The 15418-nt window shown below is 38.3% G+C and carries 14 protein-coding genes; 6 read left to right on the top strand and 8 right to left on the bottom strand.

Translation table 11 applies throughout. From position 1 onward, the window contains the following. The 3 genes from BM179_RS03700 to BM179_RS03710 all read right to left on the bottom strand — a co-directional run bounded on the left by BM179_RS03700 (position 1) and on the right by BM179_RS03710 (position 4218). On the bottom strand, positions 1 to 2724 hold the full coding sequence (locus BM179_RS03700; RefSeq protein WP_092012417.1) for a hypothetical protein: 2724 nt from the start codon (positions 2722 to 2724) through the stop codon (positions 1 to 3). A gap of 37 nt (positions 2725 to 2761) precedes the next feature. Next, a complete protein-coding gene (locus tag BM179_RS03705; protein WP_092012420.1) occupies positions 2762 to 3565 on the bottom strand; it encodes a hypothetical protein in 804 nt (267 codons plus the stop codon). An 80-nt stretch (positions 3566 to 3645) separates the two neighbouring features. Continuing rightward, positions 3646 to 4218, bottom strand: coding sequence for a hypothetical protein (locus tag BM179_RS03710; RefSeq protein WP_092012423.1), 573 nt, complete (start codon positions 4216 to 4218; stop codon positions 3646 to 3648). A 500-nt stretch (positions 4219 to 4718) separates the two neighbouring features. Here BM179_RS03710 and BM179_RS03715 point away from each other — a divergent pair, with 500 nt between their 5' ends. Further along, on the top strand, positions 4719 to 5072 hold the full coding sequence (locus BM179_RS03715; RefSeq protein WP_092012426.1) for an MmcQ/YjbR family DNA-binding protein: 354 nt from the start codon (positions 4719 to 4721) through the stop codon (positions 5070 to 5072). Positions 5073 to 5132: 60 nt separating this feature from the next. On the opposite strand, the gene BM179_RS03720 is transcribed toward BM179_RS03715, so the two are convergent. Next, complete coding sequence (locus BM179_RS03720) at positions 5133 to 5522, bottom strand: acyl-CoA thioesterase (protein WP_092012429.1); 390 nt, start codon at positions 5520 to 5522, stop codon at positions 5133 to 5135. A 32-nt stretch (positions 5523 to 5554) separates the two neighbouring features. Then, positions 5555 to 7816 carry a TonB-dependent receptor gene (locus BM179_RS03725; protein WP_092012432.1) on the bottom strand — a complete coding sequence of 754 codons (2262 nt, stop codon included), beginning with the start codon at positions 7814 to 7816 and terminating at the stop codon, positions 5555 to 5557. 313 nt (positions 7817 to 8129) lie between these two features. Between BM179_RS03725 and BM179_RS03730 the strand changes: the two genes are divergently transcribed. From BM179_RS03730 to BM179_RS03740, 3 genes are all read left to right on the top strand, one after another. Further along, entirely contained in the window at positions 8130 to 8942 is an 813-nt protein-coding gene (locus BM179_RS03730) for a phytanoyl-CoA dioxygenase family protein (protein WP_092013610.1), read from the top strand. Positions 8943 to 8965: 23 nt separating this feature from the next. Next, complete coding sequence (locus BM179_RS03735; protein ID WP_092012435.1) at positions 8966 to 9712, top strand: acyl-CoA desaturase; 747 nt, start codon at positions 8966 to 8968, stop codon at positions 9710 to 9712. A 128-nt stretch (positions 9713 to 9840) separates the two neighbouring features. Next, entirely contained in the window at positions 9841 to 10251 is a 411-nt protein-coding gene (locus BM179_RS03740; RefSeq protein WP_092012439.1) for a group III truncated hemoglobin, read from the top strand. 67 nt (positions 10252 to 10318) lie between these two features. Here the strand turns inward: BM179_RS03740 and BM179_RS03745 are convergent, their stop codons facing one another. From BM179_RS03745 to BM179_RS03755, 3 genes are all read right to left on the bottom strand, one after another. Continuing rightward, positions 10319 to 11170 (bottom strand): universal stress protein, encoded by an 852-nt coding sequence (locus BM179_RS03745; protein WP_092012442.1) that lies wholly within the window; start codon positions 11168 to 11170, stop codon positions 10319 to 10321. A 96-nt stretch (positions 11171 to 11266) separates the two neighbouring features. Then, complete coding sequence (locus BM179_RS03750; protein WP_092012445.1) at positions 11267 to 11680, bottom strand: cyclic nucleotide-binding domain-containing protein; 414 nt, start codon at positions 11678 to 11680, stop codon at positions 11267 to 11269. Positions 11681 to 11754: 74 nt separating this feature from the next. Continuing rightward, a complete protein-coding gene (locus BM179_RS03755; RefSeq protein WP_092012448.1) occupies positions 11755 to 12456 on the bottom strand; it encodes a Crp/Fnr family transcriptional regulator in 702 nt (233 codons plus the stop codon). A gap of 336 nt (positions 12457 to 12792) precedes the next feature. On the opposite strand from BM179_RS03755, the gene BM179_RS03760 reads away from it, so the two are divergent. Both BM179_RS03760 and ccoS read left to right on the top strand, forming a co-directional pair. Next, positions 12793 to 15225 carry a heavy metal translocating P-type ATPase gene (locus BM179_RS03760; protein WP_092012451.1) on the top strand — a complete coding sequence of 811 codons (2433 nt, stop codon included), beginning with the start codon at positions 12793 to 12795 and terminating at the stop codon, positions 15223 to 15225. Positions 15226 to 15249: 24 nt separating this feature from the next. Beyond that, entirely contained in the window at positions 15250 to 15411 is a 162-nt protein-coding gene (gene ccoS / locus BM179_RS03765) for a cbb3-type cytochrome oxidase assembly protein CcoS (RefSeq protein WP_092012454.1), read from the top strand. The last annotated feature ends 7 nt before the right edge of the window (positions 15412 to 15418 follow it).

Genomic DNA, 15418 nt, shown 5'->3' on the forward strand with positions numbered 1-15418 from the left:
TCATTCTTTTGCCGTCAGGCGAAATGTATTTTCTGTAAAATGAATTTTTCTTTCTGCAATTTTAACTTTAAAATTCAATTCCTGTCTGCTTTCCGGCTCGATATTTAATTCGGACGATGCAGCCGTTTCAATCAGATATTTTCCCTGATTTCCCGGAATCCATACCTGAATCTTCCATTTTCCGGGTTTAATTTCTTTGAAAGAAAAACCATTTCCTTCTTTGTTAATTTGTGTCACAAAGCTTTCCTTTTCATTATAAAGTTTTGCCAGGATATTCGGTTTATTTTTGGAAATATCCGACTCAAACTGTGATTTTTCATATTGAATTTTTCCGATAATTGCTCCCGATTTTGTCAGAGGAATATTAAGAAAAGAAATGCTGTCTGCTTTCAGATCTATCTCAACCGGTGTCTGGATTGCAGCAATATCATCCACATTCATGGAAGAACGAACTACATTCACATAATATTTATTAGGAACCAGGTTATTAAATACAAATTTCCCGTTGGCATCAGTGATAAATTTCTGATCTCCGATCTGAAGTAATATCCCTTCTTTTCGGGTATTTTCAGGACCAACTATCTGTCCTCTCAAAGTACTCAACCTTTTGTTTTTGGCAATCGGTGCATTGATTTTCAAGGTATATTTTAAGCCGAAATAAAGCGTGTTCTGCTGGGCAACATTTGGGAAATACGCCTGACTTCCGATCAGACTTAACTGATGATTTCTTAAGTTAAGCGTCGCCTGCATGTCAAAAAAGGTTCTTCTTTCCGTAAATTCATCCATAGCATAATTGTTCCGGTACATGACCGACAGACTGAAATATTTCTTAACCTGCACTCTCAGCGTTCCTCCGTAATAAAGATAATTCTGTACTTCATTTTTCAGGGAAAAACGATTTGTTCTCAGGTATTCCAGATTCATTCCTATCGACAACCCATTTCCGATTTTCACTTCCGGCTGAATCATATTTCTAATCGATATTTTACGGTTCGAAATATCCGGAGAAACCAGCAGATTATGGGTATATCCATAATTTCCGTCCAGCCATAAATTAAATTTAAGGGTATTCAGGAAATAAGTATATCTCAGAAACTCTTCTTTGTAATCAAATTTTTTAGGTTCAAACCGATCTTCTCTGTGAAGAAGATTATAACTTAATACAACCCTGCTTAATTTATTAACTCTGTAAATCACTTCTGCTACATTCCCGACATAAAATGGCGACTGGCTGTAAACGGTTGAGTCAAGTCCGGGGTTTATTCTGTTATAATTGTTAATAACACCTATGGTAATTTTTTTTGAAATGGCATAATGAACGGAGTTATTCAATAACCAGCTGTTGTTGTAAAAGCCATAAAACTGTTTCCCTGCATAAACGATGTTATTGTAAATTCTGAAGTTATTTTTATTGAAACTCAAACTGCTGTAAACCCCGAAATCCGCACGGCCATTCCCCTGGCTTCCTGACAGTTCTGCATCGAGCCAGAAGTTTTCTTTTTTAATCCCGATGGTTGTGCTGAGAATATTTGCCCAGAAAGTATCCTGAGCGTTTACCTGATTGTTTACCTGGAATTTTGATACATAGTTAAATCCTAACACAATATTTGGAGACGCTTTATAAAAGAAACTTCCGCCTAGGCTCCTTTTTATATCGGGATAAAATCTTGGTTCAATAAAAAATACGGAGAAAGAGGTTTTTTTGAAGTTCTGATCAAACTTGAAACCCCGTCCAAATCTACTCAATTCCAATAAATTACTGATTTGAAGATTATAATCTCCCAGCGTAAGAGAACTTTCCTTGTGCGTGTATCTGAGTGAATATTGCTCATAGGTTCCCAAATACGGAAATCCGGTCTGGCTAGGCCCGTGTGCCAGAAAACTCAGGAAATTATTTCTGGAAAAGTCAAGATAACCTGCTCCTTTTACTTCATACTGCAAACCTTGTCTGTTGACTGTACTGCCGCTATAGCTATTATGAAGCACACTGACTTCGATCGGGAATCTTAAGTAAGGGTCATTCTTTTTGTTCTTGTTGGCATAAACAGGAATACTTTTTACCTGATAAATTACCTCAGAAGTGTCTTTGAAACCAAGCGTAAGGTCGGAAGTGGCCAGCCACATATTTTCGTCAGAATAGCCAATGTCCTGTTTAACCCAAACCTTCATGGATTCGTTTTTCTCCAGTACATATTCATCCTTGCTGCTTTCTATTTTTCCTCTGGAAGTTTTCAGGGTAAGTTTTTCCTTTTCATTACCAAGGTTCTGAATCAGGTACTCGACCTTTAAAACATCTCCTTCCCGCAGGTATTCCGGAAAGCTCAAGGGGGTAACTTCCAGTTTTCTGACTCTTTCAATGATAATTCTGATTTCTTTCCGGGCTTTTACAAAGCCGTTTTCTGAAACCGTAAATACAAGCGTGTATTCCCCCGCCTCGGCTTGAGAGGGGGTATTAACGGTATATACATACGTTTCTTCTGATTTCTGACCTTTCGGGTTGTCTGTTTTCTGGGTAAGTATCTGCCAGTTTTGAGGTAAGACCAGATTTGTACTTATTTTTTCGCTGAGAGTCTGATTACCGGATACTTTAAAAAACAAAACGACATGATCTCCCGGCTTCATATTCGGAAGAGGGTTCAATAACTGAATTGAAATCTCATCAGAAGCAAAAGCGGGAAAATCAAAGATTAGAAAAATTAATATGGCGGAAAGAAAAAATTTCACATCATTTGATTCTGAACTTCATCATAGCCGGGAAGCTTTATTCGATCTCTATTACAAGATTTGTCCCGAATAAATCTGCACCGTAATCTGCAACCAGAATAGCATCATAAGTCCCTTTTGGTAAATCCTTTATTTCAATCTCATAATCTTTACAAGACAAAGGATAAACTTTCTGAGAAGTTGATTCAAGCACTTTCAGCTTTTGCCCGTCTTTTGAATATATTTCTAAAAGTAATTTTGGTCTGACCATAAATGTCCCCGGATTTCTGAGTTTTACATTAACTGTTTTAATCAGCGGGGAGGTCTTTTTAAAGAATATATTTTCGAAGCTGAGTTTAGGGTTTTCAACCGTTCCGATATCAGTTATTACCTGTATGGCATAACGAATTTTTGAACCTATTGAAACACCTTTTTGCAGCTCCTCATTAACCGGGTCGGCACCTTCAATCATGAGCATAGACCAATAAGATCCATTCAATACATTCTCCTGTGGTATTCTGATGGTATAAAGTATTTCATACTCTTCACCTTCCTTAAGGAGTTTCTCATCTATATTGGTTTCAAGCCATTTTGCAGAAGACCTTTCCTGAGAACCGGCCACCGCAAAATCATTTTTGCCATCACAAGTCTGAAGAAGATCTCTTTTATAAACGAGCACCTTTTCAGGCTTTAGCCCTACATTTTTTACCTGAATTTTTCCCGTTACTACTTGTCCCAATCCGGTATTATGAATATGAGTAAGCCCATTCAATACAACAATTTTGGCGGTTGCAGAAAGGGAATGAAACAAGAACAGAAAAAGTAAAAAACGCAGAGAAAGGCTTATCTGTTTTACATACATAAGCATTACATTGGCGTGGATTTCAAAAAAAGAGCCCTTCCCGGGAGAGTTGACCAACCCGGGAAAGAACAACACAAAGATTAATTATCTGAAATAGTATAGGCAATAGTAAGTGTTGTACTATTATCCCATTTCAAATTTGAATAATTCCCTGCTTGAATAGCCAGATTGTAAGTTAACTGGTGCCCATTGTTTGCTCCGTCTCCTGTATAGCCACTGCCAATAGCTGTTAAAAGATCCTGTGCGGTTGTGCTGAGAGTGAGTGTTGAGGAGGCTGATGTTGCAATAGTCCCGCCACTGCTGCTTCCGGTAGGAGCCGCTGCCTGAACGGTTACATCAACACCTGCCGGAACTGTTCCGGAAGTAATCTGCACGCTTACTTTACGGGTTGTTTCTCCTGTAGCTGCCACTATAGAAGAATAATTCAACCAAAGAGCCGTATTCGCAGTTGGTGCAGAAATAGCATTACCAGCTTCTGTAGGATTTACAAAAGCCATTGAGATATTCTTTGAACCACTTGGTTCGATGTCAAGAATAGCCAATTCAGGAATGGTTACTTGCAGGGTGTGCGAATCCGTTTTAGTATCCTGAGCATAGAGACGAGAGCCCAACCCCAAAAATACTAGCATGGCGGTAATAGTAATTTTTTTCATTTGATTTTGTTTTACGTATGAGACATGAATTAATACAAAACAATTTTAGAATTGACAAAAAGTGTACCAGAAATATAATATACGACGTTGCATTTATTACCAGGTGGTAACCGATTTGGCTGTTATCTGGAAAGGTGAATTTACATGAACGGTATCTTTTTTTATTTAAAGTAGAATTTTAACCACAATTGCGAACATAAACATACCCTTGAGGATTGATGTATATTTCTGAAATAAAACCAAAAAAAAATACCTTATTTTCAAAAAAACTGAGTCTCCGGTTAATGTTTTTGTTGAAACACCTTTTTCATGTCCGTATTTCCGGATGATTTTCTTCGGAAACAGACTGCTTTTTTAACCGGAAAAAATCGGTTTACAATCATTGTGCCAGTATTTCGGTAATTTTTCTCTGAAAAGGTATTTCCTAATGGCCTGAAATCAGAAATTGTGTAACTTGAAGCCTTATAATTTTGACTGAATCTTTGTCATTTCAACCTGCTATGAACCTGGAACTACTTCGTGAAATATGTCTGGCTTTACCTTTCGCAACAGAAGATGTGAAGTATGGAAGTGATTTATGTTTTTCGGTAGGAAATAAGATTTTTTGCGGAACACGTATTGAAGGCCCTTTCCGAACCGGACTAAAATGTGATGAAAATGATTTCATCGAATTGACTGAACGCTCCGGAATTGTGCCCATGCCCCGCCTGTCAGCAACTTTCTGGGTCAGAATTGAAGATGATACTGTTCTAACTGTAAAAGAATGGGAATATTACATCAGAAAATCATATGAACAGATTCTTACCCGGTTACCGATGAAGACCAAAAAATCCTTAGGAATCATTGATGAATAAAAATGCCTGAATCATCAGGTTAAAACCGTTTCAGGCATTTTCTGAAATTTTTATGGATTTTTAACTATTTAAAACCCTTGTCGGCTTTTTATGCTCATCCAGTGCTACGAACGTAAAACTTCCGCTGATGGCTTTTTCCCGCTGGTCGCTATACATTTGCTCTATAAAAATCTCTACCCTTACATCAAGACTGGTATTACCGATTCTTGAAATGGAAGCCACTAATTCCACAATCGTTCCGGCCGGAATCGGTTTCTTAAAATCGATCCTGTCTGAAGAAACTGTTACGACTAGTTTTCTGGTAAATCTTGTTGCCGCGATAAAGGCTACTTCATCCATTAAGTGCATAGCCGTTCCCCCGAACATCGTATCATAATGATTTGTGGTACCTGGGAAAACTACTTTGAAAATTCTTGTTTCCGCTTGCTTAATCTGTTCTTCTAAAGTCATTATTTGTAAATTGATATCCTTCTTTCTTAATATTAGAAAAAATAAGTTAAACTTAATTTTGCCGAAAATGGTGTTCCGGGTGTGAAGTGAATCTCTTCAATCGGTTCTTTTTCTCCTTTCAATCTGCTTTCAGTGGCAAATTGAGTTTCTTTCCATCGGGTATTCAGAATATTTTGTATCGATAAGCCCAAAGTATATTTTTGTCTGGTATAATTAAGCTGTCCGTCAGTTACAAAATACCCTCTGGCTACAATTGAATTATCTTCGTTAGCAGGCCTGTCGCCAACATAACGGTATCTTAAACTTCCGCTAAACCCTTTTTTACCTTGCAAGGTTAATCCGCCCATTGTGGTAATAATCGGAGCCAGAGGCAAATAACTTTGTCCTTCCGGCTGGCCAATTGCTCTTGGTTTGGTTGCATTGAAATCCACATCTGCAAAAAGCGTTCTGGTAAGCTGATAACGAACAGAAAGATCTATTCCTTCTCTTCGTGATTGCCCGCTTGGTTCTACGACACCTTCATCTCCGACATACACAAATTCCTGGTCAAGCCACAAATACCAGGCTGCTGCATTAATCAGCAATTTGGGAAAGGGTTTGAAAATAATACCTAAATCAGATCCGTAAGCAGCAGGCAGAATCTGTTTTCCGGCTTGTGCTACTACCACTCTTGTATCGTTGGAATGAAAGCCCTTTCCGGTATTCAAATATAGCTGCAACTGAGGATTGAAGGTGTAATAAAAGTTAAGTTTGGGAGAAATTGTGTAATCATCTGCCTTTTTCAATTCCACCGGGTTATTGAGTAAATCCTCATAGCGGTTGTTAAAAAAATCAATTCTTACCCCTGCATTCATACTGAAGCGATCTGAAAACTGAACCAATTCATCAACATATGCTCCGACATTAATTTCATTGATATTTCCATACATTTTACGTTCAAGCGTAACGGATCGGTCTTTGGTATGAGAAAGTTCAGTATTATGGGTAATATCCTGACGGTAATTCAATCCGAATGTTGAAGTTATTTTGGTTTTCCCCAGTGTATAAAAGCTTGAAAAGCTTCCGTTGTATCCGAAAAGATTTCTTTTTTCTTTCTGACGAATCTGATCTCCGTTAATGGTATCTTCTTTAAAAAAGGTAAAATTTGAGTATAACTCGAAGTTATAATTGCTGTAAAAAAACTGATTTTTGATTACATGCTGTTTTGGCGTGACGGTAACAAACTCTGCGTTAACATTAGTTCTGCTGGTTTCTCCTCCTTCGGAAGGATCAATCGAACCGAAAAAGTCAATCATGCCGGATTCAACAGCCCGATCAGGAATCTGTCCTGAATGATTCCATTTACTCCAAAAAGTAGATGCCGTAAAATTCACATTGGTATTCTTGCTGATGTGTCCGTGGTATTTGCCGAATATATTTAATCTTTTGAAATTCTGCGGGTTATCAAAATAGGAATTGGTATATGAGTATTCTGAGGCAATATAGGCCGACTGGTTTTTCTCCTTCAGCTTTTCTCCGAGTAAATCAATCGCAGCCATTGCACGATAGGTATCAAACTGACCGGCTTCCAGTTTAAACATGCTTTTATCAAGTGCAGTACGTGTGCGAAAATCTACCCAGCCTGCTGTCGTAAAATTCCCTTTATCTGCCTGATATGGTCCTTTTTTAAAGTCCACACCTTGTACTAATTCAGGAATAACAAAGTGCAAATCTGCATAACCCTGTCCATGCGCATGTGAAACCATGTTTACGGGCATGCCATCTACTGTCAGACGAATATCTGTTCCGTGGTCGAGGTCAAAACCTCTTAAAAAAATCTGCTCGGCTTTTCCTCCTCCTGCATGTTGCCCGATAAACAAGCCCGGAACCATACGCAGAATTTCCTGGGAATTATTGATGGGTCTGAGTTTAATATCCAGACTGCTTATCAATTGCTGGTCATGCGCCCGGCCGGATGAGACCACTACTTCGCTCAACTCTATCCGGGAAACATCCATATAAGTTTTGACAAACGTAGTCTGGTCTTCCAGTACCGCTACCGTCAGTATCTGCGTCTTGAATCCGATATGAGAAATTTCCAGTTTAAAAGAAGCTACCGTCAAACCGCTAAACTGGTATTGCCCTAGTTCGTTGGTCACGGTGGCCTTGCCGGTTCCTGAAAGTATCACTGTAGCACCCTTCAGGGGTTGTTTCGTGGCATTGTCAAAAACGGTCCCGTTGATTTCTCCGAGATGGGCAAAAGCATTAAAGCTCAGGATGCATAAAATAAGGCTTAAGAAGTAAGTGTTTTTCATATGTTTGCTGATGTGATGAAGTTATTAAATCCGCTCAGTTTTCAGATCAGATTTATTGCAAATATCGGGAAAAACAGAAGGATTTTGGTTCGTTTCTTCTAATAATCACCTCATGTTAATCTTTTCAGAGGAGTTTTTCTGGCAATTTGCCCTCATCCAATCTGTTTTTATTCTTCAAAAATGATGACTTTTATCAGTGACAGATCTGTCATTCATCATTCTATCCGGATGGTCTTTTGACGAATTTTGTACCTGTAAAACGGATTATTATCTCTTTTTTGACAGTAACTATTTCGATAATACTTATACCAATATGATTCCATTTGAGCCAAAAACTTTCACATTGGGTGAAAAATTAACGGATGAACAACTTTGGTTTTTCAATAAATACGGTTTCCTCCACTTTAAGCATTTTATTTCAAAAGATACTGTAAAACAATTTCTGTCTGAAGCGCATCGTATTGAAAAGGATTGGCTTGAAGCGGGGCTTACCAAAATGAATGGTATTCCACTGAAATTCGGGAAAAACCCAGATGGTGCGTCTATGATTCAGCGTTTGTGTTTCCTTTCTCAGAACAGTCAGATTCTTCATGAATATCTGAAAGATCCCCGTCTGAAAGCACTTACCCAATTATTGGGATATGATGCCCGGATTGGCGAAAATGAGAAAGACGGCCTGGTTTTTAACCATTATGTAAATGCTGAAAACAGTAAATTTACACAGATGGGATGGCATACCGACAGTCCCAGGGATTTGTTTTTAGGTCAGAAAATACTGAAAATGTTAAATGTAGGTACGCATCTGGATGATTGCCCGAAGGAAAACGGCGGGCTCAGGGTTTTACCTGGCACACATAACCAAAGCCGTTTCAAGCTTCTTTTCGGTAAAAAACAGTTTATTGACCATCGTCCGGATCCAAATGAAGTAGGCCTGGATATCGAAGCCGGAGATTTAACTGTACATGACGGCGATTTATGGCATCGGGTAGAAGTTTGTCCTTTTACCGGGGAAAACTCAAGACGAAGAGTAATGTATATTCCGATAGTAACCGGAAAATACGCTCCGAAAGATGCCGGAAGCAAAACACCGTTTTACCACAGACTGGCGAAAGTAGTGCAATTCTAACACAGAGTCAAACCTTAATTTGTATGTATATTCTTATCTTTTTTGTTGCCCACTGGTACCTTTCCTTGTTTTCGCAAACTTTCTTTTTGCATCGGTATGCGGCACACGGAATGTTTACCATGTCTAAAGGCTGGGTAAAATTCTTTTATATTTTCACTTATATCACACAGGGATCTTCTTTTTTAAGTCCGAAAGCGTATGGAATTATGCATCGCCTGCATCATGCCCATGCGGATACTGAAAATGACCCGCATTCTCCGGGTTTTTCCAGAAATATGTTTGATATGATGTGGAAAACTAAAAATATTTACAATGATATTCTGAACGACCGGGCTGATATTGAACCAAAATTCAAGAAAAATGTTCCCAATTGGGGATTTATTGAAAAACTGGGAGATTTATGGCTGTCCAGAATTATGTGGGGCACTTTGTACACGCTTTTTTATATGAAGTTTGCAACGAGTCCCTGGGAATATTGTCTGCTGCCAATACATTATCTGATGGGTCCTGTTCATGGTGTTATCATCAACTGGTTCGCTCATAAGTATGGCTATGTGAATTTCAAGGTAAACGATACTGCGAAAAATCTTCTTCCCTTCGACTTTCTGATGATGGGGGAATCTTATCACAACAATCATCATAAGCTGGGTGGAAGAGCCAACTTCGGCGTAAAATGGCATGAATTTGATCCTACTTATCCGGTCATTTTGTTGCTGAATGCTTTAAAAATCATCAAACTAAAACCCAATAACGACTTAAACTATATGTAAGCGTATTGTTTAAAATAAGTAACAGGTCATTAACGTATTAATTTGTAATCTGGATGATTTAGAATGTAGAGACAGCAATTATGTCTCTACATTTTTGCATGAAAATCCATTTATATAATAAGGGAAACATGAAAAAGGCATTAGAAAATAAGGAAGATATCAAGCTATTAGTTGATAGTTTTTACGATAAAATCAAGCAGAATGAACTACTGGCTCCGATTTTTATTGATCAGATGCAGGTAAACTGGGAAAGTCATCTACCAAAAATGTATGATTTCTGGGAAATGATTCTGTTTGACGGAACGGAGTTCAGGGGAGCACCTATGCGCGCGCATTTGATTGTCAATAACAAAGTACCGCTTAACAGCGGGCATTTTGAACAATGGCTGCAATTGTTTTTCGATACGGTTGATGAATTATTTGAAGGAGAAAAAGCAGATGAGGTAAAAGTCAGAGCTTATAACATTGCAAATTCCTGGGCTTATAAGATGGAATACATCAATAGTCAGCAAGCGGAAAGCAGACCGATACCCGATTAACAAGAAAAAGGGGAAGTTTAATACACTTCCCCTTTTTGCTTAAGCTTAAAACATGTGCTCATAAAATCTAATCCATAAATATTTGTTGTTTCTTCCGAACTATTAAAATCGGCAGGTTTGATGCCTGAATAAAATGTTTTGTAACGCTTTTATGAAATAACTCCTCAAAAAAACCTCTTTCCTGATTCGCCAGAATTAATAAATCGGTTGGATGTGTCTTTAAATAAGTCTCCAGTCCCTGTATTACATTCGAGCGGTTAAGGTTTTTAAAAGTGACGTTTTCTCCTTCAAATTCCTCCCGCATCCATTCAATTACATCTGCCGGGTCAACAATAGCGGGTTCATATTCTTCTCTGATATGCAGAACCGTTATTTTTGATTTAAAAAGCCTGGAAAAATCCACCACGGAATGTGTCCCTGCTATTTCATCACTTTCAAAATCAGCGGCATAAAGCATATTTTCCCAGGGCTTCAGCGATGCTTTTTCCGGAACAATCAATACCGGACAATCAGAATGATGTGCTACCCGATATGAATTTGTACCTAAAAACTGGTCAATTATGTTTGAAGCGCCTTTGGTTCCCATAACAATAAAGTCAGCTTTATAGTCTGCGGCAGTTGACAATATGCCCTCCGACGGGAAACCGTATTTTACACAGGCTTCTATGTTCTCCCCCTCAAATCCTGTCTCTTTAATAAATTTCTCTTTAAACTCATTGAATTGCTCCCAGGCGACATGCTTCTCATCTTCAATCAGAGTTGTCGCATCGTATGCAAGCTGGTCTGAGGTAATTACCGGTATACCATAAATATTTAATAAAATAATTTTTGCCTTGATCTTTTTGGCAAGCATCACAGCGAAATGGGCAGCATGAGCAGCATTCTCGCTGAAATCAGTTGGAAACAAGATACTTTTCATAAGTATAACGTGTTTGTCGGTTCAAAGTAAATAAGAACTGAGTTGTTTTAGGATGACTTCTGCTACAATAAAAAATGATCTTCGTCATTTTTTCTCTTATTCAAATTCGCGCTGAAAAACATGAAACTGGTCGCACATCTTCTGAATAAAATAACGTCTTGCTTTTTCGTTCTGGGAAATAAGTCCGGCGATCAGCAATCTATCAAAAACCAGCAATATAGATGTATCCTTAACAACGGCCGTCTGCTCATGTTTATTTTCCAGAATCATTTCTTCAAGGCCTAAAAAACACCTTTGTCTTGAAATATTAAACACAATTCCGGTATCTTTTTGAAGTTCTACTTCCCCGTCTTTCAGAAAAAAAACGTAATCAGCATCCTGCTCCTGTTTAAACAAAAACTCTCCTTTGTTGAAGAAAAGCTCTGTTCCTTTTTCTAAGATTTTACTTTCAATATCAATCATATCGTCTATCATGTTAATCAAAAAGTCTGAAATCCAGCACTTTCCCATGTGATAGCACTAAGTTAAGAAGGGAATTAAAATTTGGAAATGACAAATGTCAATGGAGCGGGTGACTCATCTTTCTAATCGTATAAACTGCTTATTTTCACCAGTTTATCTGCACTTAAAATCGTAATAGTACTGCCCTGTGTGCTGACGATCCCTTCTTCTTTAAATTCTGAAAGGAATCTGATTACAGTTTCTTTAGCCGTACCGACAATTGCGGCAAGGTCTTCTCTTGAAATGGCAATAGAGAAATATCCTTCCTCTTTCTTCTGATAGGTATTTTTAAGCAGTAAAAGGGCCTCAGCCAAACGTTCTCTGACTGGTTTCATGGCCAAATGTATAAATTTATCCTGCGTATCTCCTAAAGCCTTTGCCAGCATTCTCATCAGATCGTTAGCTACTTTAACATTACTATCGATGAGCTTGTTAAAATCAGTTGCAGGAATGAAACAGGCTTCTGTATCATCCAGCGCAATAGCAGATGCAGTATATTTTGAGTTTTCAATCAGAGAACGATACCCCAGGGTATCTCCGGATTTAGCAAGTCTGATAATCTGCTCTTTTCCGTCTGAACCCAAACGGCTTACTTTTACTTTACCATTAAAAACACAGAATAATCCAAAAGGGCGATTCCCTTCATGGAAGATTACCTGACCTTTTTTATACGTATTAAAGCATTTATTTTCTGTCAGGCTTTCCAGTTCCTGAAAAACGCAGTTCCTGAAAAGTGAATTGTTTTTAAACTCGCAAGTTGTACAAACCGGAATGGAAGCCTTCATAATGTTATTGGGGTTCTGTTAAGCACTATTTTACCTTTGGGTAATCTATTTGTGAATAAATTACAATACGCTGTTTTTCAAATATTTAACAAATTAATATTATCTGTTTCAAAAACGCTTTCTCATCCGGATCTGATAAAAATCAACAATCAGAATGACATTGCGAAGGTGCGAAGAAACCGCATCTTAGAAAATGATATTTATCACTTTTAATTAAATCCTTCGTCATTCTGATCGCAGATTTTATTTCGGAGGTTTGGCAAATAATTCACTGGCGCATTAAGCTGATTTCTGAAAAGTACAGCATTTAATGATTGTCTGAAAATTTGTCAGAATATGAAAACCTTACACATCGAAAATATGATTGCCTGCTATCATTGCGGCAACGAGTGCCTCGATAACCACATTCATACAGAAGAGAAAGTGTTTTGTTGTGAGGGGTGTAAAACGGTTTTTGAAATACTGGATAAAAATAATCTCTGCAATTATTACGATTTAGAAACACAGGCGGGAATTTCTCCGGGGAATGCACATTTTGAGTTCCTGGACAGTGAGCAAGTCATTAATCAGTTACTTGATTTTAAAAATGAAGAAATTGGAAAAGTAACATTCTTCATTCCGTCAATTCATTGCAGTTCCTGCTTATATCTGCTTGAAAATCTCTATAAACTCAATACTGATATTTTACATTCAACGGTTGATTTTCTGAAAAAACAAGTTTCAGTAACATTCAGAATTTCAGTAAATGAGGAAGAAAAAACAGGAATCACGCTCCGCCAATTGGCTGAATTACTTACATCACTGGGCTATGAACCATTGGTCAGCCTGAATGATGTGGTAAAAAATCAGCAGATGCCATCTTCCAGGAAATTGATAACGCAAATTGGCGTGGCAGGTTTCTGTGCCGGAAATATTATGCTTTTCAGCTTTCCGGAATATCTGGGACTCAACGACCCGGATTATCAGTATCTTTTTGGCTATCTGAATATTGCTCTGGCTATTCCGGTAGTGTTTTATTCAGCTTCTGACTATTTTATTTCTGTTCGGAACAGCCTGAAAAACAAAAGAATTAACATTGATTTTCCTATACTTCTGGGAATTCTGACTGCATTTTTACGGGGGACATATGAAGTACTATTCAGTCATGGAGCAGGGTATTTCGACTCTCTGAGCGGATTGGTTTTCTTCTTGCTTATCGGAAAATGGTTTCAGGAAAAAACGTATTCTTTTCTCTCTTTTGAAAGGGACTATAAATCATTCTTTCCGCTTGCTGTTACACGTATAAAACAGGCGTCAGAAGAATTTGTGGCTGTAAATGAACTCAAAGAAGGAGATAAAATCCTGATCAGAAACGGAGAATTAATTCCGGCAGATTCATTGCTTTATAAAGGAAATGCACAAATAGACTACAGTTTTGTTACGGGAGAATCGAAATCCGAACATAAAAATCCGGGAGATTTCCTGTATGCCGGAGGACGGCATACAGGCGAAAAAATAGAAATGGAGGTACTGAAAAGTGTTTCCCAAAGCTACCTGACTCAGCTTTGGAATAATGATGCTTTTCAGAAAAACAGCCAAAGTCCGGTCAAAACTTTCTCAGGTTATGTGGCTAAATACTTCACTATTGCCGTATTGATTCTGGCGGTAATTGTTGCACTTTACTGGTATAATCATGATACTTCAAGAATGTGGAATGCTTTTACCGCTATTCTGATTATTGCCTGTCCCTGTGCATTATCACTCAGTTATCCGTTTGCCTTGGGAAACAGTCTCCGGAAAATGGGAAAGCAGCATTTTTACCTCAAAAATGCTGAAACAATAGAAACCCTGACCCAATGTGACAGCATCGTTTTTGATAAAACCGGGACGCTTACTTCAAGTAACGGAGATTTGCCTGCACCACATTTTAACAGAATCTTATCTGTTTTTGAGGAGATGTTTGTAGCCTCGCTGGTAAGTAACTCTACTCATCCGGTTTCAATGAAAATCAAAAAGTTATATCATGACAAAGGAAATATAACGCTTGAAAATTTCAGGGAAATCACCGGAAAAGGACTTGAAGCCACTTACCATCATCATAAAATAAAACTAGGTTCGGAGAGTTTTGTAATCCCTACGAAAAATGCCGTAAAAACAGAAGGGAATGGCAGTTTTACCCATCTCTCGATTGATGGAGTTTACGTCGGATATTACGCGCTGACGAATCATTACCGGAAAGGCGTAGCCGAAATGCTGGCAGCCCTGGCTAAAACACATGAATTGTTCTTATTATCGGGAGACAATGATGCTGAAAGAAATAAACTGTCGGCCTGGTTTCCGGGAGAGAATCACATCTTTTTCGAATGCAAACCTCAGCAGAAGCTTGATTTTATTAAAAACCTTCAGTTTTCCGGGAAAAGAGTCATCATGATCGGTGACGGTCTCAATGATGCCGGAGCATTAAAACAAGCAGATGCAGGCATTGCCGTAACAGACAATACATTGCAGTTTACCCCTTCTTCCGATGCAATTCTGGAAGCAGATAAACTCCGTCTTTTACCTGATTTTCTGAAATACAGTAAGTTTTCACTGAAAGTAATCCGGTTTAGTTTTCTGATCTCTCTGATTTATAATTTCATCGGGTTGAGCTTTGCTGTTTCGGGGACACTTTCTCCCGTTGTTGCAGCTATTCTTATGCCTGTCAGTTCTGCCACAATGCTTCTGATAGCTTCAGTTGGTACAAATTTCAGGTATTTCGGCAACGAGGATCAACCTTTTCAGTCAGCGTAAATAGAATCAAAACATAAAAATACCATGCAAATAATTTTTTTGATGATAGGCATTAGTCTGATTGTCGCCCTCATTTTTCTTGGGGCCTTCATCTGGTCTATGCAAAACGGGCAAAACGATGATTTGTTTACCCCAGCCATGAGAATTCTGACGGACGCAGAAATCTCAAAATCCGAAAAAAAATAGCCGGAAC

This window comes from Pseudarcicella hirudinis (assembly GCF_900115665.1).
GTDB lineage: Bacteria > Bacteroidota > Bacteroidia > Cytophagales > Spirosomataceae > Pseudarcicella > Pseudarcicella hirudinis.

What these genes read in the sequence shown, in the direction of transcription:
- BM179_RS03740 (WP_092012439.1), top strand. Translation starts at nt 9,841, where the DNA reads ATGAAAAAGGCATTAGAAAATAAGGAAGATATCAAGCTATTAGTTGAT.
- BM179_RS03755 (WP_092012448.1), bottom strand. Translation starts at nt 12,456, where the DNA reads ATGAAGGCTTCCATTCCGGTTTGTACAACTTGCGAGTTTAAAAACAAT.
- ccoS (WP_092012454.1), top strand. Translation starts at nt 15,250, where the DNA reads ATGCAAATAATTTTTTTGATGATAGGCATTAGTCTGATTGTCGCCCTC.
- BM179_RS03735 (WP_092012435.1), top strand. Translation starts at nt 8,966, where the DNA reads ATGTATATTCTTATCTTTTTTGTTGCCCACTGGTACCTTTCCTTGTTT.
- BM179_RS03730 (WP_092013610.1), top strand. Translation starts at nt 8,130, where the DNA reads ATGATTCCATTTGAGCCAAAAACTTTCACATTGGGTGAAAAATTAACG.
- BM179_RS03720 (WP_092012429.1), bottom strand. Translation starts at nt 5,522, where the DNA reads ATGACTTTAGAAGAACAGATTAAGCAAGCGGAAACAAGAATTTTCAAA.
- BM179_RS03760 (WP_092012451.1), top strand. Translation starts at nt 12,793, where the DNA reads ATGAAAACCTTACACATCGAAAATATGATTGCCTGCTATCATTGCGGC.
- BM179_RS03745 (WP_092012442.1), bottom strand. Translation starts at nt 11,170, where the DNA reads ATGAAAAGTATCTTGTTTCCAACTGATTTCAGCGAGAATGCTGCTCAT.
- BM179_RS03710 (WP_092012423.1), bottom strand. Translation starts at nt 4,218, where the DNA reads ATGAAAAAAATTACTATTACCGCCATGCTAGTATTTTTGGGGTTGGGC.
- BM179_RS03750 (WP_092012445.1), bottom strand. Translation starts at nt 11,680, where the DNA reads ATGGGAAAGTGCTGGATTTCAGACTTTTTGATTAACATGATAGACGAT.
- BM179_RS03705 (WP_092012420.1), bottom strand. Translation starts at nt 3,565, where the DNA reads ATGTATGTAAAACAGATAAGCCTTTCTCTGCGTTTTTTACTTTTTCTG.
- BM179_RS03725 (WP_092012432.1), bottom strand. Translation starts at nt 7,816, where the DNA reads ATGAAAAACACTTACTTCTTAAGCCTTATTTTATGCATCCTGAGCTTT.
- BM179_RS03715 (WP_092012426.1), top strand. Translation starts at nt 4,719, where the DNA reads ATGAACCTGGAACTACTTCGTGAAATATGTCTGGCTTTACCTTTCGCA.